This window comes from Pseudomonas sp. MIL9 (genome assembly GCF_016887925.1).
In the GTDB taxonomy this organism is placed as follows: domain Bacteria; phylum Pseudomonadota; class Gammaproteobacteria; order Pseudomonadales; family Pseudomonadaceae; genus Aquipseudomonas; species Aquipseudomonas mohnii.
Genome location: NZ_JAFEHE010000001.1, coordinates 66,304 through 84,765 on the forward strand (window position 1 = coordinate 66,304; position 18,462 = coordinate 84,765).

The 18,462-nt window shown below is 62.0% G+C and carries 14 protein-coding genes; 3 read left to right on the forward strand and 11 right to left on the reverse strand.

Translation table 11 applies throughout. The annotated features are described in order from the left end of the window. Position 1: 1 nt before the first annotated feature. The 10 genes from JQF37_RS00305 to JQF37_RS00350 all read right to left on the reverse strand — a co-directional run bounded on the left by JQF37_RS00305 (position 2) and on the right by JQF37_RS00350 (position 12,804). Positions 2-2,101, reverse strand: coding sequence for an acetate--CoA ligase family protein (locus JQF37_RS00305; RefSeq protein ID WP_204149433.1), 2,100 nt, complete (start codon positions 2,099-2,101; stop codon positions 2-4). Between the two features lie 17 nt (positions 2,102-2,118). Next, positions 2,119-3,279 (reverse strand): acyl-CoA dehydrogenase family protein, encoded by a 1,161-nt coding sequence (locus tag JQF37_RS00310; RefSeq protein ID WP_130209825.1) that lies wholly within the window; start codon positions 3,277-3,279, stop codon positions 2,119-2,121. A gap of 51 nt (positions 3,280-3,330) precedes the next feature. Next, positions 3,331-4,122 carry an enoyl-CoA hydratase/isomerase family protein gene (locus JQF37_RS00315; RefSeq protein WP_130209827.1) on the reverse strand — a complete coding sequence of 264 codons (792 nt, stop codon included), beginning with the start codon at positions 4,120-4,122 and terminating at the stop codon, positions 3,331-3,333. Positions 4,123-4,471: 349 nt separating this feature from the next. Next, positions 4,472-5,884: an amino acid permease gene (locus JQF37_RS00320; RefSeq protein ID WP_130209829.1), complete on the reverse strand. Its 1,413-nt coding sequence runs from the start codon at positions 5,882-5,884 to the stop codon at positions 4,472-4,474. Positions 5,885-6,092: 208 nt separating this feature from the next. After that, positions 6,093-8,354, reverse strand: a complete 2,262-nt coding sequence (locus JQF37_RS00325; protein WP_130209831.1) for an ATP-binding protein — start codon at positions 8,352-8,354, stop codon at positions 6,093-6,095. Then, positions 8,351-9,124, reverse strand: a complete 774-nt coding sequence (locus tag JQF37_RS00330; RefSeq protein ID WP_130209833.1) for a transporter substrate-binding domain-containing protein — start codon at positions 9,122-9,124, stop codon at positions 8,351-8,353. Before JQF37_RS00330 ends, JQF37_RS00325 begins: the two co-directional genes overlap by 4 nt. Positions 9,125-9,129: 5 nt before the next feature. Beyond that, positions 9,130-9,846, reverse strand: coding sequence for a response regulator (locus JQF37_RS00335; RefSeq protein ID WP_130209835.1), 717 nt, complete (start codon positions 9,844-9,846; stop codon positions 9,130-9,132). 92 nt (positions 9,847-9,938) lie between these two features. Then, a complete protein-coding gene (locus JQF37_RS00340) occupies positions 9,939-10,586 on the reverse strand; it encodes a TetR family transcriptional regulator C-terminal domain-containing protein (protein WP_130209837.1) in 648 nt (215 codons plus the stop codon). Between the two features lie 299 nt (positions 10,587-10,885). Continuing rightward, positions 10,886-11,680 carry a class II aldolase/adducin family protein gene (locus JQF37_RS00345; protein WP_130209839.1) on the reverse strand — a complete coding sequence of 265 codons (795 nt, stop codon included), beginning with the start codon at positions 11,678-11,680 and terminating at the stop codon, positions 10,886-10,888. Positions 11,681-11,754: 74 nt separating this feature from the next. Next, positions 11,755-12,804: an ABC transporter substrate-binding protein gene (locus JQF37_RS00350; protein WP_130209841.1), complete on the reverse strand. Its 1,050-nt coding sequence runs from the start codon at positions 12,802-12,804 to the stop codon at positions 11,755-11,757. A gap of 308 nt (positions 12,805-13,112) precedes the next feature. On the opposite strand from JQF37_RS00350, the gene JQF37_RS00355 reads away from it, so the two are divergent. Continuing rightward, positions 13,113-15,074, forward strand: coding sequence for an FAD-dependent oxidoreductase (locus tag JQF37_RS00355; protein WP_130209843.1), 1,962 nt, complete (start codon positions 13,113-13,115; stop codon positions 15,072-15,074). A 178-nt stretch (positions 15,075-15,252) separates the two neighbouring features. Continuing rightward, positions 15,253-15,849 carry a cupin domain-containing protein gene (locus JQF37_RS00360; protein WP_130209845.1) on the forward strand — a complete coding sequence of 199 codons (597 nt, stop codon included), beginning with the start codon at positions 15,253-15,255 and terminating at the stop codon, positions 15,847-15,849. Here the strand turns inward: JQF37_RS00360 and JQF37_RS00365 are convergent. Then, positions 15,846-16,790 carry a helix-turn-helix domain-containing protein gene (locus JQF37_RS00365; protein WP_130209847.1) on the reverse strand — a complete coding sequence of 315 codons (945 nt, stop codon included), beginning with the start codon at positions 16,788-16,790 and terminating at the stop codon, positions 15,846-15,848. The two genes, JQF37_RS00360 and JQF37_RS00365, sit on opposite strands and share 4 nt — an antisense overlap. 161 nt (positions 16,791-16,951) lie before the next feature. Here JQF37_RS00365 and JQF37_RS00370 point away from each other — a divergent pair, with 161 nt between their 5' ends. After that, positions 16,952-18,310 carry a glutamine synthetase family protein gene (locus JQF37_RS00370; protein WP_130209849.1) on the forward strand — a complete coding sequence of 453 codons (1,359 nt, stop codon included), beginning with the start codon at positions 16,952-16,954 and terminating at the stop codon, positions 18,308-18,310. The last annotated feature ends 152 nt before the right edge of the window (positions 18,311-18,462 follow it).

An 18,462-nucleotide genomic window follows, 5' to 3' on the forward strand; every position in this document is an offset into this window, starting at 1 on the left:
CTCATTCATGGCCGAGGCGAATCAACGCGTCGACGGCAGTCGTGCCCTGGGCACCGACCAACAATGGGTTCACATCGAGTTCGAGCAATTGCGCGGCGTTTTCGCAGGCGTAGTCGGCCACGGCACGGATCGCCGCCACCAGCGCGTCGAGATCCGCCGCCTCGCGACCACGGAAGCCTTGCAGCAATGCCGCGCTGCGCAGGCTCAGCAACGCCTGGCGAATGGCCCCGTCGGTGGTCGGCAGCAACAGGCTGCGACTGTCCTTGAGCAGTTCCACCAGAATGCCGCCAGCACCCATCACCAGCGCCAGGCCGAAGTCGTTTTCACGCTTGATGCCGACAATCAGTTCGGCCAGCGGCGGCTTGGCCATTGGCTCCAGCAGCAACTGATCGAACGCCACGCCGGGTGCGTACGCGGCAATGCTCGCGCGCATTTTTTCCAGTGCCGCGCTCAGGGCCACCTCGTCCTTGAGGTTCAGCGCCACGGCGCCGGCCTCGGTTTTGTGTGGCAATTGGGCGCTGACCGCTTTGAGCACCAGCGGATAACCCAGGGCGTTGGCGTCCTGCAGTGCCCGGTCCGGGGTGCTCAGTACGCCGTTGGGGGTGGGCAGGCCGAATACGCGCAAGGCCTGCTTGGCGTCCCATTCGTTGAGCAAATGGCCTTCGCCTTGCAGCGCTTGCGGGCACAGCGGCACCAACGCCGATTCACCCAGGGCCAACAGGGCCTGACGGTTGCGCTGGTAATTGGCAATGCGCCCCCAGGCCGCCAAGCCGTCTTCAACGCCCTGCAATGCCGCCACGCCCTGCTCATGCATACGCTCGCGCGCATGGGCCGGCAGCAACTCGGGGAAGGCCGAGGTGACGAAACCGGTTTTGCCGTGACGCTCCAGCGCCTTGCAGTACAGGTCCAGCAGCAGGTCACATTCCTTGCGTTCGCCGGTGAACTCGGCCGGGTAGTCGAGCACCAGCATCGCGGCATCGGCTTCGGTGCGCAGGGCGCTGTCGAGCATGCGGTTCAGTGCCTCGCCATCGCCCCAGATCGCCGTGGTGAAATCCAGCGGGTTGACCAGGTTGGCGTAGCTGGGCAGCACTTGCGCCAGCTCGCCGGTTTGACCCGCGTCGAGCTTGGGCAGCGCCAGTTCATTGCGCTCGGCGTAGTCGGCGATCAGCCCGGCGTCACCCCCGGAACAGGCCAGTGCGATCAGGCTGTTGCCCGCCGGCAGGTTGCCGCAGGCGACGGCTTTCAGGGTTTCGACAAAGCTCACCGGGCCGCTGACGCGGATCACCCCGAGGCGTGCGAACAGCGCGTCGTACAGCGCATCGGAGCCGGACAGCGAACTGGTGTGACTCAGGGCCAGCTCGGCGCCGATCTGCGACACGCCGGTCTTCAAGGCGATGATCGGCACGCCCTTTTCCAGCGCCTTGTGCGCGGCGCGGGCGAACCCCGGTACGTTCTTCAAACCTTCCAGGTGCAGACCGATGGCGGTGACCCGTGGCTCATCGAGCAGCACGTCCATCAATTCGGCCACGCCCAGTTGCGCCTGGTTGCCGACCGACGCCATGTAGGCCACGGGCAGCGAACGGTCGCTCATGGACAGGTTGTAGGCAAAGTTGCCGCTCTGGGTCAGCACCGCCACGCCCTTCTCCACCGCTTTGCCGCCATGGGCCACCGGCCACAGCGCGCAGCTGTGCAGGTAGTCGAGCAAGCCGTAGCAGTTGGGGCCGAGCAAGGCCATGTCACCGGCGGCTGCGAGCAGTTGCTGTTGCAGGGCCTGGCCTTCAGCGCCGGTCTCGGCAAAACCCGAGGCGTAGCAGATCGCGCCGCCGGTACCGATGGCGGCCAGTTCGGCCACGCAAGTCAGGGTCAGGTCGCGGTTGGTCGCGATGAACACCGCGTCCGGGCCGCACGGCAGGTCGGCCACGCTGCGCACACACGGCACGCCTTCGAGGCTCTCGTGCTGTGGATTGACCAACCACATCTGCCCTGGGTAGCCGCCCTCGGCACAACGCTTGAGGGCACGGGCCATGCTGCGGCCGCCAACGAACGCCACATGCCGGGGTGCGAGCATGCGTTTGAGGTTGTCACGAATAGTCTGGGACATGGGAGTTCTCCGGGCGATCAGCGCAGCAGCGGCCGCAGCAGTTCGCGGGAAATGATGTGGCGCTGGATTTCCGAGGTGCCTTCCCAGATCCGTTCGATCCGCGCGTTACGCCAGATGCGTTCCACCGGACCTTCGTCCATCAGGCCCATGCCGCCGAAAATCTGCACCGCTTCATCGGCTGCGCGACCCAGTACTTCGCTGGCAAACAGCTTGGCCATGCCGGCCTCGCCATCGGTCATGGTGCCCTGGTCCATTTTCCATGCGGTGTGCAGGGTCAGCAGTTCGGCCGCGCGAATTTGCGTGGCCATGTCCGCCAACTTGAACGACACGCCTTGATAGGTCCCGATGGGCTGGCCGAATTGCTTGCGGTCCGCCGCCCATTGCAGCGAGACGTCGAGCGCCCGTTGCGCCTGGCCGACGCAGTTGGCCGCGACCATCACCCGCCCGGCGGTCAGCCAGGCATTGGCCACGTCCCAGCCCTTGCCGACTTCACCGAGCACCTTGGAGGCCGGTACGCGGCAGTCGTCGAAGAACATTTCGAAGGTGTGATAACCACGGTTGCTCACGCACTTGGGACCACGGCGGATGGTCATGCCCGGGGTGTTGCGATCGACCAGGAACGAGGTCACGGCGTTGCGCTTCTTGCCGTTGTGCTCGTAGGTGTCGGTGACGGCGAAGACGATGGCGAAATCGGCATGGCCGGCGTGGCTGATGAAGTGCTTGCTGCCATTGAGGACGAAGTCGTCACCGTCACGCACGGCACGGGTCTTGATCGCGTTGGCATCGGAACCGGCACCCGGCTCGGTCAGGGCGAAGCAGTCGATCTTCTCGCCCTGGATGCACGGCAGCAGGTAGTCTTTGATCTGGTCGCCGGTGCAGGCCATGAGGATCTTGGATGGCCGTGCGACGAACACGTGCAGCGCCCAGGAGACCTTCGACAATTCACGCTCGATCAGCGCCTGGGACAGGTAGTCCAGTCCGCCACCACCGACCTCTTCGGGCATGTTGAAGGCGTAGAAGCCCGCGGCAATGGCCTTGCCGCGAATCTGCGCGGCGAGCTCCGGGGAGACTTCGTCGGCGCGATCGACTTCGGTTTCATAGGGCAGCAGTTCCTTCTCGACGAAGCTGCGTACCGAGTCCACCAACATTTCTTGTTCTTGGGTCAGTTGGAAATTCATGGGTGTTACCTGTGTTCGTTTGCAAAGAGTGGTTGGCGAGGCGGTTCGGGCTTAGCGACCGATAAAGCGTGCCGGGCGTTTTTCCATGGCGGCGCGCAACGCTTCGCTGCCGTCTTCGCTGCGCCCGCAGAGCAGGCCGGCGGCCAGTTCCGCTTGCAGTTGCTCGGGCAGGCTGCGGTCGGCGCCTTCGCGCATGAGTTTCTTGGTTTGGGCAAAGGCAAAGGTCGGCCCGGCGGCCAGGCGTGTGGCGAGCTCGCTGGCGACGGTCTGCAGTTGATCGTCGGCGCAGACTTCGCTGACCAGGCCCGCCGCGAGGGCACGATCGGCGCCCCACAGTTCGTCGAGGAACAACAGGCGCTTGGTTTGCTCGGCACCGATCAGGCGTGGCAGGTGCCAACTGGCGCCGGCGTCCGGCGAGTAGGCCATGCTGGTGTAGCCGGCCTTGAAGCGGGCCGACTGCCCGGCGATGCGCAGGTCGCAGCACAGGGTCAGGTCCATCCCGGCGCCGACGGCGGTGCCGTTGATGGCGGCGATGGTGGGTTTTTCCAGGCTGTACAAACGGGTCATCAGGGCGTGTGCGGTTTCGGTCCAGCCGTAGGTTTCCAGCGCGCCACGGGCTTCTGCCTCGGCCCACTCATCGAGGTCGGCACCGGCGCAGAAGCTGCGACCGCTACCGGTCAATACCACCACGCGTACCGCTGGATCAGCGTTGTAGGTGTCGAGCAAAGCGTGAAGGCTTTTCAGCGTCGGGATGTCCAGCGCATTGCGCTGAGCCGTGCGATTGAGGGTGATCCAGGCAACGCCTGCTTCGACCTGACTGAGCAGAGAATCGTGAGTAGTCATGCGGGTCCTCGAATTATTTTGTTTGTCTTGAGGTGTTGCGACTTGAGGCCATACTAAACGAGTGTTCAGTAAGCCGGCAATTGGCGAAGAAATGGGCTGTAACAAGTCAATTAACCAGCTAACACATTGTTTTTATTGAGTTATATGTCTATTGCGGAGCATGAGCCAAAACCGCTGTTACAACTTCGAACAACTGCCTACCGGGCCTCTCACCGAAGTTGCAGACGCAAACAACTGTGGGAGCGAGCCTGCTCGCGATGACGGCCGGACATTCAACATCGCTGCTGACTGCCGCACCGCTATCGCGAGCAAGCTCGCTCCCACAGGGGGATGTGCTAAAGAAAGTGAATTAAGCGCCTGGCAAACTCGGTGCCAGCACCGCTTCGCGCTTGCGATGGAACAGGAAGTACGCGCCATAGCACAGGGCGATAAAGCCGAAGCCCCAGTACAGGGATGGACGCTGGGTTTCATCCAGGGCCAGGAACACGAACAGTGAGCAGCACAGGGTGATGCACATCAGCGGCAGCACCGGGAACCACGGGGCGCGGTATTTCAGGTCGCTGAGTTTGCCGCCGTCACGCAGGTAGGCCTTGCGGAACTTGTATTGAGCCAATGCGATGACAATCCAGGTCACGGTGCCGGACATGCCGCTCACCGCCATCAGCACCATGAACAAGGTGTCGGCCGCGATGAAACTGGTCAGCAGTGACACCAGCGCAAAGCACAGGGTGATGCTCAAGGCGCGCAACGGCACGCCACGTTTGCTGAGCGGCGAGAGACTTTTCGGCGCCATGCCGGTTTTCGACATCGCCCAGAGGATGCGGGTCGAAGCATAGAGGCCGGAGTTGCCCACCGACAGAATCGCCGTAAGGATCACGAAGTTCATCAGGTCAGCGGCATAGGGGATGCCGACCATGTCGAACACCTGCACAAACGGACTTTCCATCAGGCCCGCCTGCTGCCACGGCACGATGGCCGACAGCACGATAATCGCCAGCACATAGAAAATCAGCACGCGGAACACCACGTTGCGCACGGCGCGCGGGATGCTCTTTTCCGGCTGGTCGGTTTCGCCGGCGGCCACGCCCATGATCTCGCAGCCCTGGAAGGCGTAGACCACAGTCATCATCACCGCGAATACGGCAGACAAGCCGTTGGGGAACAACGAATCGCCGATCAGGTTGGTCGCCATTGGCGCGGGCGCACCGCTGCTCAGCGGCATCACACCGAAAATCACCAACACGCCAACGACGATGAAACCAAGAATCGCCGCCACCTTGATCCCCGAGAACCAGTATTCGGCCTCACCGAAGGCGCGGGTGGCCATGGCGTTGATGCCGAACAGCACCACCACGAACAGCGCCGACCAGTACCAGATCGGCACCGCCGGGAACCAGCGCGTCATCAGCATGCCGGCAGCGGTGAACTCCAGGCCCACGGTGGTGGCCCAGCTCATCCAGTACACCCAGCCGATCATGAAGCCGGTGGCCGGACCGATGAATTTGGTGGCGTGGGTCTGGAACGAGCCGGACACCGGCATCTGCACCGACAGCTCCCCCAGGCAGACCATCACCAGGTACATCAGGAAACCGGCGACCAGGTAGGCCAGAATCGCCCCCACCGGACCGCCCTGGTTGATGGTGACGCCGGAGCCCATGAACAGGCCGGTGCCGATCACGCCCCCCAGGGACAGCATAAAAATGTGCCGGCTTTTCAGGGCACGGGTCAGTTGGATGCCTTTACGGTCGATGTTTTCACTCATGTCGGCACCTCAGCAGTCAGTGAGGTGCGCAGCGCAGGACAGGATGTCGTGGCGCGGGGAAGGATCAGCTTTACGGCAATTCATTATTATTATCTCCAATAAGCTTCGAAGACCGCGCTGCGGCGGTTGCGTCGATTATTGGAAAGCCATGTAAGGTCGCGTTGTACGTATGGATCGAAGTTGTAGAAAGTCGTAACAAAAATGTACGTCAGCTCTGCAACAGGGGTTCCAGCGCCTGCAGCGCGTGTTTGCAGTGCTCATCGAACGCAGGCGCCAACTGCCCGATAGCCGTTTGATCATTGAGCAGGGCCGCCTCTTCCAGCGATCTCAGAGCGCCAGCCAAGGCACGAAAACCCAAAGAGTCGGCGCTTCCCGCCAGACGGTGGGCCAGGTGAGCGATTTCAGTGACGTCGTCGGCGTCAATCGCTTCGCGCAGCGCCTCGCGGTGTTGCAGGATCGAGTCGCGCAGCACCGCCAACAGCCCCTGCACTTTCTGCTCGCCGAGCAAGTTACGGTGGGTTTGCAGCAGCGGCCAGTCGATGGCGCCCGCTTCCAGCAGCGGTTTGGGCGTCATCAACTGCCCGCCCATGGCCTTGCGCAGAGAGTCCAGATTCAGCGGCTTGGCCAGCACGCCATCCATACCGGCGTCCAAATACCCGCGAACCAGCGCAGGTTGTACGCTGGCAGTCAGGGCGAAAATGCGCGAGGTACGATTCGGCCCATCGTCACTGCGGATCCGTTTGCATAGTTCCACACCGGTCATGCCCGGCAGATGCACATCCAGCAGTATCAGATCGAACCGCTGCACGGCGCATTGGGCCAATGCCTGCTCAGCCTCTTCGGCCAGCCACACCTGATGGCCGTCCCGTTGCAGCAACCCCTGGACCACTTCGCGATTGAGTGCCACGTCCTCAACCACCAGCACCTTCAATGCCGGCCCTGCCACCGTGATCGGTCGTTGCGCCGTGACGCCTGCAGCGGGTTGCAACGTCAACTCGAACCAGAAGCAACTGCCCCGCCCGACTTCACTGGTGACACCGATGCTGCCACCCATTTGCTCGACCAGGTGTTTGCAGATCGCCAGCCCCAACCCGGTGCCGCCGAAGCGCTGCGCCACTTCCTCGCTGGCCTGGGTGAAGCGCTCGAAAATCCTCGCCTGCATCGGCGGGGCAATGCCGATGCCGTTGTCGGTGACACTCACCCGCAGACGATCGCCGCCTACCCCTTCAGGTTGCGCGAGCAACGACACTTCGACACTGACCTCACCGCACTCGGTGAACTTGATGGCGTTGGCCAGCAGGTTGCTCAAGACCTGCCGCAAGAATTGCTCGGCACCGTGGTGATACTCGGCGATGCGCGGATCGACCCGACACTGCAGGATGGTGTCGTTATCCAGCGCCTTGGGCTCCAGTAGCGTCAGCACTTCATCGATCAATTGGCGAATCGAGAAATCCACCGGTTCAGGCAGGCTTGCGCCCTCCTCCAGTTTGGCGAAAAACAGCACTTCATTAAGGATGGTCAGCAATCCCTCGCCAGCCTTGTGCAAGGCATCCAGGCGTTTACTGTCCTGCGGATCGAGGCTGGCGCCGCGCAACAACTCGGCCATGCCGAGGATGCCGTTGAGGGGTGTGCGCAACTCATGACTCATGGTCGCCAGGAACCGTGACTTTGCCAGGTTGGCCGCTTCCGCTTCGTCCTTGGCGCGCATCAGGCTGGCGGTGCGTCGCTCGACCATTTTCAGCAACTCGTCGCGGTTGTCCTGCAAGGCCAGCCGATCGCTTTCCCGGCGGTCGATATCGCTGAGGATGGCCCGGCGCATGTCGTCGAGGGCGTGGGCCACGGTGTCGATTTCGTCTTTGTGGACACTGCGCCGCTTGTGCAGGCGCAGCGGCTCATGCCATTCGCCGGCCGCAATACGCCGGGCGAACCCTGCCATGACTTGCAGGTGCCGGGTGACCAAACGGTAAAACAGCCAGGACAGTGCGATCGCAAGACCACAGAGGAACGCCCCCATCCACAACAGGCTGGTCAACCCGGTGACATACAGGCGCTGATACACCGCCCCCAGATCGGTACTGACTTCCAGTTCACCCAGGTGCCGCAACGGCCCGGACGGCGGTTGGTAGTTCAGGGCGAAACGTTCGACGCGCAACGGCCCGAGCGGATCCGGATTGCCATGCAGCAAGTCGAAATCCGGGCTTTTCAAATGCACCCGCGCGACATCGGAGAAGTCCACCAGGCCGCGCAACTGCACATTCAGTTGCTCCTGGTTCAGATCCCACAGGCTGCGCTCCAGGCTCGCCAGATAACCGGCGCGGATCAGGTCCATGCGCGAGTCGATGTCGCGCATTTCCCGACGGTATTCGATGTACAACTGCACGGTACTGGCGAGCACGGTGAAGCACAGGCTGAACAACAGAATGAACAGCAGCAGGCGCCGCAACAGGCCACCGGGTCGCGGGCGCATCATTGTTCGTTCACCGGCAGGTTGATCATGTCGCGGTAGGTGACTTCGCTTTCATTGAGCAAGCGCTCGATGTCGCCGGCATCGACCATGCGCTGCAGTTGCGCATTGATCTGCGGCATTTGACTGGCCAGCGGCGAGCGTCGGGAAACCGCGACCCGCAGGTAGTCGACGCTCAGGGCCTTGGGCAACGCGACGATGTCCTTGGCGCCCGCCAGACTTTCGATGTAGAGCTGGCCGGTGCGGCGTTCCTGGGTGATGAAATCGATGCGCCCGCGAATCAGCTTGCCGAAGTTCTGGCGGCTGTCGGAGACCCATTCGATGTTGTTGTTTTGCGCGACCATGCGATCGAATTCCACGCCGTAACTTTCACCGAACAGCAAGCCGCCACGGTAATGGGCCAGGTCAGCCAGGCGTTCGAACTGCACGGGGTGTTGGCGATTGATGAATAACGCGACCTCTTCGCGCAGCACCGGCACCGTGGAAAACAGCATGCTTTGTTCCCGTTGCGCGGTGCTGTAGGCCAGCACCACATCGACCCGGCCTTCGGCGGCATCGAGCAGGCAGCGTTTCCAGTTGCCCAGTACCACGGTTTCGACGTCATAGCCCAATTCACCGAACAGCTTTTTCACCACACTCGGCGCCAGGCCACGGACCTGCTTGCCGTCGCTCCAGGAAATCGGCGGGTAGACCGGATAATCGCAGTAGCGGACTTTTTCCCTGGCCGGGGCATTGCCCGCCACCAGCGCCAGCATCAGCCAGAGCAGTCGCCCCACGGCCGTCACGCCGCCAGGCTGGCGGTGAACAGGTAACCGGCGCCGTGGATGGTGATGATCAACTGCGGTTCCGCCGGGTCGTCGTGCAGTTTGCGGCGCAAGCGGCCGACCAGCACGTCGATGGAGCGGTCGTTGGGCACCCATTCACGGTTGCGGATCTGGTCCATCAACTGATCGCGGCTCAGGGTGTGGCCGCTGTTGCGCAGGAACACGCTGAGCAGTTGGTACTCGCCGTGGGTCAGCAGGGTTTCGCTGCCGGTGGGATCGATCAGGCGCCGGCGGTCGGTGTCCAGCGACCAGTCGGCGAACTGTTTGACCGGTTTGGCGACCGCCGCCACAGGCTGGGGCGTTTGCGCATGACGAACCCGACGAATCAGGTTTTTCGCCCGGGACACCAGTTCCCGTGGATTGAGAGGTTTGATCACGTAGTCATCGGCACCGCATTCGAGGCCGACGATGCGGTCGATTTCATCGTTGCGCCCGGTGATCAGGATGATCCCGACCTCCGAACGCACCCGTAGCTCACGGGTCAGGGTCAGGCCGTCCTTGCCGGGCAAGCGGATATCGAGCATGACCAGGTCCACGGTCTGGCTGGCCAGAAAGGTTTCGGCCAGTTCCGCCGTGGCGGCGCAATGAACCTCGTAACCCTCCTGGGACAGGTAGGCGTGCAACAGTTCGCGAATCAGCGGATCGTCATCGACGATCAGTACCCGAGGCGTCATTACTGGTTGTCCTGCTTATGCCCGAAGGCGCATTTCTTATTAGAGTGTTTTTCTGCATCAGCGCCAGAGAGTAGCCATTGCTGAACAACCGATCAACAGCTGCTCGTCTTGATACAGAACCGTTGGCGACCGCCCGCTTGCAAACCATCGACCCAGGCCTCGCAAATCTGGATGCCCTGCTCCGGGGTAAAGGTCCCCGGATTGAGTCCGGACTCCAGCCACAGGCCGTCGAGTAAGGCGCTGAGGCTGATCGCGGCGAGATCGCCATCGAAGTTTTCCCAACCCTCCTCCTGTGCCAGCTCCATCAACACCTTGCGCAGGATGGCGCGATACTCGCCGTAGGAATGGTCGTGGGCCTGGTTGATCGCCTCGGCGGTTTTCACCGCGCCCCAGAACGCCAGCCAGGCATCAATGAGTTGCGGGTCGAGCAATTCGGCGGAAAACGAGCCGCGAAAAAACGCCGACAAGCGTTCGCGGGCATTGGGTGCGGCCTGTTCCATGGCATCGCGCAGCAGGGTCATGACGCGCCCGGTGATCGCCATGTAGGCCTCGGCCACCAGTTCGTCCTTGCCGGAATAGTGATGGCTGATCAGCCCCACCGAGACGCCGGCCTCGGCGGAAATCTTGCGGATCGACGCCCCCTGGAAACCGTGGCGCTTGAGGCACACCAGCGTCGCCTCGATCAGATTGGCCTTGCGCAACTCCGGTTCCATGCGGGAAAAACGGGCTTCCTGATTCATGGGTGACATGCTCCTGGGTTCAATCATGGGGGCTCGCACTACGCCGGCAAGCTGAACGACTGTACAGCAAGAGCCTGTCATGTCTCCAGTCTGGTGTGCGTCTGTGACCCTGTGGGAGCGCGGCTTGCCGGCGATGGCGTCGGCACATTCAACCTCTACGTTGCCTGACACGCAGCCATCGCGAGCAGGCTCGCTCCCACAGGGTTTTTCGGTTGCTCATCCATTCCGGCTACACCCACACATCCTGTGGGAGCTGGCTTGCCGGCGATGGCGTCATTCCCATCAACAGAAGATCCGGATCAATCCCGATACCCCGGAGCGACCCGCTCAAGCAAGCGCAGCAATGCCGCCCAGGCCAATTGCATGGCATCCGGGTCGTTCAATTCACCTTCATCCAGCGGTCGGCCGGGGTCGTTGAACTGGCGCTCTGTGTGCTCACAGACTTCAGCCGGGGGCAGCACCAATTCACCGGCCGCTTGCGCGGCCAGTTGGATTTCGCAGGCTTTTTCCAGGTAGTACATGCGCAAGAACGCCTGCCCCACGGTTTCGCCGACGGTCAACAAGCCATGGTTGCGCAGCATCAGCACCGGCTTGTCGCCCAGGTCCTGCACCAGCCGTTGCTGCTCGCTCATGTCCAGCGCCACGCCCTCATAGTCGTGGTAAGCGACCCGACCGTAGAACTCCATGGAGATCTGATTCACCGGCAACAAGCCGCACTTCAACGCGGCCACCGCACAGCCGGATTTGGTGTGGGTATGCAGCACGCATTGCGCATCTTCGCGGGCGCCATGAATCGCGCTGTGAATCACAAAACCGGCCGGGTTCACCGGGTAGGGCGACGCCTCCACGGCATGGCCGTTGAGGTCGATTTTCACCAGATTCGATGCAGTGATTTCCTCAAACATCAACCCATACGGATTGATCAGAAAATGATGCTCCGGGCCGGGAATACGCACCGAAATGTGGGTGAAAATCAGATCGGTCATGCGGAAATGCGCAATCAGGCGATAACAGGCGGCCAACTCTTCACGCAGGCGCTGTTCGGTAGCGCTGCGCGCAGGTGCGGCCGTCAGGTGAGTCGCGATTTCGTTCATTGTTTTAATTCTCCAGACTGGTCGGCTGGGCAGACAGTACGGCTGGACGTGCAAGGACGTCCAGCCACAGGCGGTTATTTACTGGCCCAGGCGTTGAAGCGCTCTTCAAGCTCCTCGCCATGGTCAACCCAGAAACCGACGTCCATCGACAACGCGCCCTTGAGGTTCTGCGGCGCCGTCGGTACCCATTGCGCCAGTTTATCGTCCAGGCGAGCGGCGGCCTCGGTATTGGTCGGGCCATAAGGAATCTGTTTCACGTAATTGACCTGGGCATCCGGCTGGTTGGCGAAGGCGATAAAGCGCTTGGCCTGATCGACGTGTTTGGAACCCTTGATGATCGCCCAGTAGTCCATGCCGTACAGACTGCCGGGCCACACCAGCCCCAGATGACTGCCGGTTTGCGCGGCGGCAGCGATGCGCCCGCTGTAGGTCGAGGTCATCACCACATCGCCGGCCGTCAGCCATTGCGGCGGTTGGGCGCCGGCCTCCCACCATTGGATGTAGGGCTTGAGCTGGTTCAGTTTGGCGAACGCCCGGTCCACGCCTTGCGGGGTATTGAGCACCTTGTACACGTCCTCGACTTTCACCCCGTCGGCCAGCAAGGCGAACTCAAGGTTGTACACCGCGCGTTTGCGCAAGCCACGTTTGCCGGGAATTTTCTGCACATCCCAGAAATCCGCCCATGAGGTGGGGGCCCGGGCCAATTTGTCGGTGTCGTAGGCGATCGCCACGCTCCACACCAGCGCGGCCGAACCGCACTCCTGCGCGGCTTCGGGGATCAATTGATCGGCATGGCCCAGGCGGGTCCAGTCGAGGCGCTCATACATGCCCTCCTCGCAGCCACGCATCAGGTCCGGACCCTCGATCTGCACCACGTCCCAATCGACGTTGCCGGTGTCGACCATGACTTTGATTTTGGCCATCTCACCGTTGTATTCGCTCTGGATCACCTTGCTTTGATCCACCACGCTGAACGGTTGGAAGAACGCCACATCCTGGGCTTTTTGTCCGGCGCCGCCGTAACCGACCACCACCATCTCCGATGCCGCCTGAGCGCTGCCCAGGCCCATGGCCATGGACAACACCAAGGGATAAAAACCGTGCTTGAGCGTTTGCGATTTCATCAGTGGTTCCTCGTGCAGGTGCCCGCCGAACTCAAGTCGGTGTGGCCCTTTTTTATTGTTGTGAGGTTCGCCCCAAGATGCGGGTGCCATTTCAAACTACTGCAAGGCTCAGTAAAAAAACAAGTTGATTTTTTACTGCGGGTAAATTTCTATAGAACAAAATAACAACACAAAAACCCTCTGTAGAAGCGAGCCTGCTCGCGATGGACGTTAACGCTAACGCGTGTTGTCTGGATGAACGCGTCGTCCTCAAGTCCATCGCGAGCAAGCTCGCTCCTACAGGTCAGACTGCCCGGAGTACCCGCACCATGCCGAGCCCGACCCCAGCCTTCGCGCACCTGTTCGAACCCTTGCAGATCCGTGGCAAGCGCCTGAAAAACCGCATCATGTCCAGCGGGCACGACACCTCGATGCCCACCGACAACCTGGTCAACGAACAGTTGATCGCCTATCACCGGGCGCGGGCCGAGGGCGGTGTCGGGCTGATCGTGTTGCAGGTGGCCGGCGTGCATGACAGCGCGCGTTATACCTCCCATGTGCTGATGGCCACTGATGACGCCTGCATCGACGGCTACCGCAAAATCGCGAAAACCTGCCATGCCCACGGCACCGTGGTGTTGTCCCAGGTGTTCCATCCGGGGCGGGAAATCATGGAGTCCAGCGATGGCTTGCTGGCCGTGGCCTACTCTGCCTCGGCGGTGCCCAACGAGCGTTTCCGGGTCATGCCGCGTGCGCTCGATCAAGGCATGATCGACGAGATCGTCGCCGGCTATGCCGCTGCTGCCAGGCGCCTGCATCAGGCCGGTATCGATGGCGTGGAAGTGGTCGCGAGCCACGGCTACCTGCCGGCGCAATTCATCAATCCACGGGTCAACCGCCGCACCGATGGCTACAACGGTGACCTGGAACAACGCCTGCGTTTCCTGCGTGAAGTGATTGCCGCCATTCGCGCCAGCACCGACGAACAGTTCATCGTCGGCCTGCGCATTTCCGCCGATGAGCGCGACCCCGAAGGGCTGACCGAAGACGAATCCCTGGCCGCCGTGCAATCGCTGCAAGCACAACTGGATTACGTTCACATCGTCGCCGGCACCTCGGCCTCGCTCGGTGGCGCGGTGCATATCGTGCCGCCGATGGCGATCGAGGCCGCCTACCTGGCCAAGGAGGCCGGCACCTTCAAGGCGGGCTTGAACATCCCGTTGTTCGTCACCGGGCGCATCAACCAGCCCCAGGAAGCCGAACTGATCATTGCCCGTGGCCAGGCGGATGTCTGCGGTATGACCCGCGCCCTGATCTGCGACCCGCAAATGCCCAACAAGACCGACGCCGGCCGCGCTGAAGACGTACGCGCCTGCATCGCCTGCAATCAGGCGTGCATCGGCCACTTCCACAAGGGCTTGCCGATTTCCTGCATCCAGCACCCGGAAACCGGACGCGAGCTGATCTTCGGTGAGCGCCGACCCGCGAGCACGCGCAAACGCATCATGATTGCCGGCGGTGGCCCGGCCGGGATGAAAGCCGCGGCTGTCGCCGCCCAACGCGGGCATGAGGTGACGCTGTACGAAGCCAGTTCGCAACTCGGTGGCCAGGTGTTGCTGGCGCAGTTGCTGCCACGGCGCAGCGAGTTCGGTGGCGCCAGCACCAATCTGCAACGGGAAATGGAACTGGCCGGGGTACGTGTGGTGCGCAATACCCGGGTCGACCGTGCCCTGGTCGAACGGGAAAAACCGGACATGGTCATCGTCGCCACTGGCGCCGAACCCTACTGGCCGCACTTCGAACGCGGTGGCGAATTGCAGGTGGTGGACGCCTGGCAGGTACTGCGCGATGAGGTGCAGATCGGCCGGTCGGTGGTGGTGGTCGACTGGCGCTGCGACTGGATCGGCCCCGGCATTGCCGAGCGTCTGACCCGTGCCGGGCATCAGGTGCAACTGGCGGTCAATGGCACCCATTGCGGGGAAAACCTGCCGCTGTACGTACGTGATCAACTGGCCGGCGAGCTGCACAAACTGGGGATTGCCATCACTCCTTACGCGCGTTTGTACGGTTGCGATGACAACACTGTCTACCTGCAACACACCGCCAGCGGCGAACCGATGCTGATGGAAAACATCGACACCCTGGTGCTGTGCCAGGGCCATCAGCCGGTGGACACCCTGGGTGCCGAACTGCAGGGACTGGTTGAGTTCCGGCGCATTGGCGACTGCCTGGCGCCGCGAACGGCCGAAGAAGCGATTTATGAGGGCCTGAAAGTCGCGTGGGAGCTTTGAGGCTGTTTATACTCCGGGGCTTTGACTCTAAATGACCGCTCTTTGCAGGCGCGAGCCCGCTCGCGATGGACGCTGACGATGACGCGCGCTTTCTGGATAAACGCGGTGTCTTGACGTTCATCGCGAGCAGGCTCGCTCCTACAGGGGGCGGGGCGTAGCCACCGGTTCGGAATTCCCCATGAGCAACAACAGCAAGACACCGCCTGAAACCGGCAGCGCCGAACCGCATTTTCTCGGCACGCGGATTCGTGGCCTGCGCAAACGCCGGGGCATGACCCTGGCGGAGCTGGCGCAACAAAGCGAACTGACCGCTGGCTACATCAGCCAGCTGGAGCGCAACCTCGCGTACCCGTCGATTCCGGCGTTGTTCAATATCGCCCGCAGCCTGGGGGTGACCATCCAGTGGTTCTTCGCCAGCGAAGCGGTCACCGCTCCCGAAGATGACGGCATTGTCGTGCGCAAGAACAGTCGTCTGAGCGTGCACTACGAGGACGGCATCATTGACCAGTTACTGACGCCACAGCCCAGTCAGCACCTGGAAATGCTGCATTCGCGTTTCCCTCCGGGCACCTACAGCCAGCAAAGCTACAGCCACGACGGCGAAGAAGCGGGTTACCTGCTCTCGGGGCGTTTCGAGTTGTGGGTCGGCGAGCGCTACTTTCAGCTCAACGAAGGCGACAGTTTCAGTTTCTCCAGCCAGGAGCCGCACCGCTACGGCAACCCTGGGGATGTCGATGCGGTGGTGATCTGGGTGATCACCCCGCCGACCTTCTAACGGCGCCCGCGACCACTCGGCTGCGCGGCACTCACACGCTTGAGGGTGTCGCTCGGCAACTCCTTGAACAGCGCACGATAGCTGCTGGAAAACCGCCCCAGGTGCCAGAACGACCAGTGCATCGCCACTTCGGCGACGGTGGTTTGCGACGGCGTGCTGATCAGCAATTCCCGGCGGGCGCTGTTGAGGCGACGCAGGCGCAGCCATTGGGTCGGCGCCATGCCGGTGAACGTCTTGAAGGCGTGTTGCAACTGACGCAGTGAAACCCCGGCAACCTGGGACAGCTCCAGCAGATTGAGGTGTTCTTCGGGCGTATCCGCCGCCCATTCCCCTACCCGCTTCATGATCGCCCGTTCCCCCGCACGGCGCTGCAACGCGCCCTGGTCCAGGCACACGCAGGCGTTGTCGAGGATGAACAGGCAATCGTCAAGCAACTGCTGGGTCAGCGCCTCGCGGCTCGGCGGATCGAAGGTCTGCGACAAGCGTGTCAGGGTGCCGCTGAGCCAGCGACTGAACAGCGCATTCTGCTGCGAATTGAGCGGGGCCATGAACAGCCCTTCGAGCCTGGCCACATCCAGCGTGTGACGCTGCACGAACTCCGGCCCGAACACCACGGCGATTTCCTGATAGTTCTCCGGGGTGATCCAGATGTTGCGACTTTCACCATTGAGCACATACAGCGCGTTGTCGCTGCGATCGAAGCAGAACGCCAGCGAGCCTTGCGGCGCACTGAAATTCTGCTCGACCCGGGTGTTCATGTGTTCCTCGTAAATCTCCACGCCTTGCAGGTCGAGATAGCGCACCAGACCGGCGAAATGCCCTGGCGACATCTGTTGGTAATGCTGGACCCAACCCGGTGTGGCGCGGATTTGCTCGGCCACGTCGGCGGTGTTGAACGCTTGAACCTGTAACGGATTAAACACTGTCGTAGGGGCTGTCATGGGTGACCTGGCGCACTCTTTTGGTGCGCTTTGTGCTGCTTAAAGTGGATAGATGGAAGCGCAAGGCTCGCCCAAGATAGTCGTCAACGCGCTACAGGGGAAGTGTCCGAAAGATGAAATCGGCTTCTCCTGGCGTTAATAAAACCAATAACGAGGTCTTTATGAATGTCCCTTTCGATCAGCTGTTCACTTGGCTGAAAGATCACAAGATTACCGAAGTCGAGTGCGTCGTCAGCGACCTGACCGGCATTGCACGCGGCAAAATCGCACCCACCAACAAGTTCCTGCATGAGCGAGGCATGCGCCTGCCGGAAAGTGTGCTGTTGCAAACGGTAACCGGGGACTTTGTCGACGACGACATCTACTACGACCTGCTCGACCCGGCCGATATCGACATGGTCTGCAAGCCGGTGTCCGACGCGGTGTACGTGGTGCCATGGGCCATCGAACCGACCGCCATCGTGATTCACGACACCTTCGACAAGTTCGGCAACCCGATCGAACTGTCGCCACGCAACGTGCTGAAGAAAGTCCTGCAGCTGTACACCGACAAGGGCTGGAAGCCGATCGTCGCGCCGGAAATGGAGTTCTACCTGACCCAGCGCTGCGAAGACCCGGACCTGCCGCTCAAGGCACCGATGGGCCGCTCGGGGCGGGCCGAAAGTGGTCGCCAATCGTTCTCCATCGATGCCGCCAACGAATTCGACCCGTTGTTCGAAGACGTCTACGACTGGTGCGAATTGCAAGGACTGGACCTCGATACGCTGATCCACGAAGACGGCCCGGCGCAGATGGAAATCAACTTCCGTCACGGTGACGCCCTGGACCTGGCCGACCAGATCACAGTGTTCAAACGCACCCTGCGCGAAGCCGCGCTCAAGCACAACGTGGCAGCGACCTTCATGGCCAAGCCGATTGGCGATGAACCCGGCAGCGCCATGCACATTCACCAGAGCGTGGTGGAAGTCGCCACCGGCAAGCCGATCTTCGCCGATGAAAACGGCAACATGAGCGAGCTGTTCCTGCACCACATCGGTGGCTTGCAGAAATACATCCCGAAAGTGCTGCCGATGTTCGCCCCCAACGTCAACTCGTTCCGCCGTTTCCTGCCGGACACCTCGGCACCGGTGAACGTGGAATGGGGCGAAGAAAACCGTACCGTCGGCCTGCGCGTGCCGACCTCCAGCCCGGAGGCGATGCGTGTGGAAAACCGCTTGCCGGGCGCCGACGCCAACCCCTACCTGGCCATCGCCGCCAGTTTGCTCTGCGGTTTCCTCGGCATGGTCGAGGGCGTCGAACCGAGCGCCGGGGTCCAGGGCCGCGCCTATGAACGTCGCAACCTGCGCCTGCCGATCACCATCGAGGAAGCGCTGTCGCAGATGGAAGAATGCGAGACCGTCGGCCGTTATCTGGGCAGCAAGTTCGTGCGGGGCTATGTCGCGGTAAAACGCGCCGAGCACGAGAACTTCAAGCGGGTCATCAGCTCCTGGGAGCGTGAGTTCCTGATGCTCAGCGTCTAACCCCCCTGCTCTCCCTGGGGACACGCATCCCCTGTGGGAGCGGGCTTGCCCGCGATGAGGCCGGCACATTCGACCGTTGTGGTGACTGACACGCCGCCTTCGCGGGCAAGCCCGCTCCCACAGGAAACCGGTGATAACCAACACATCACCTG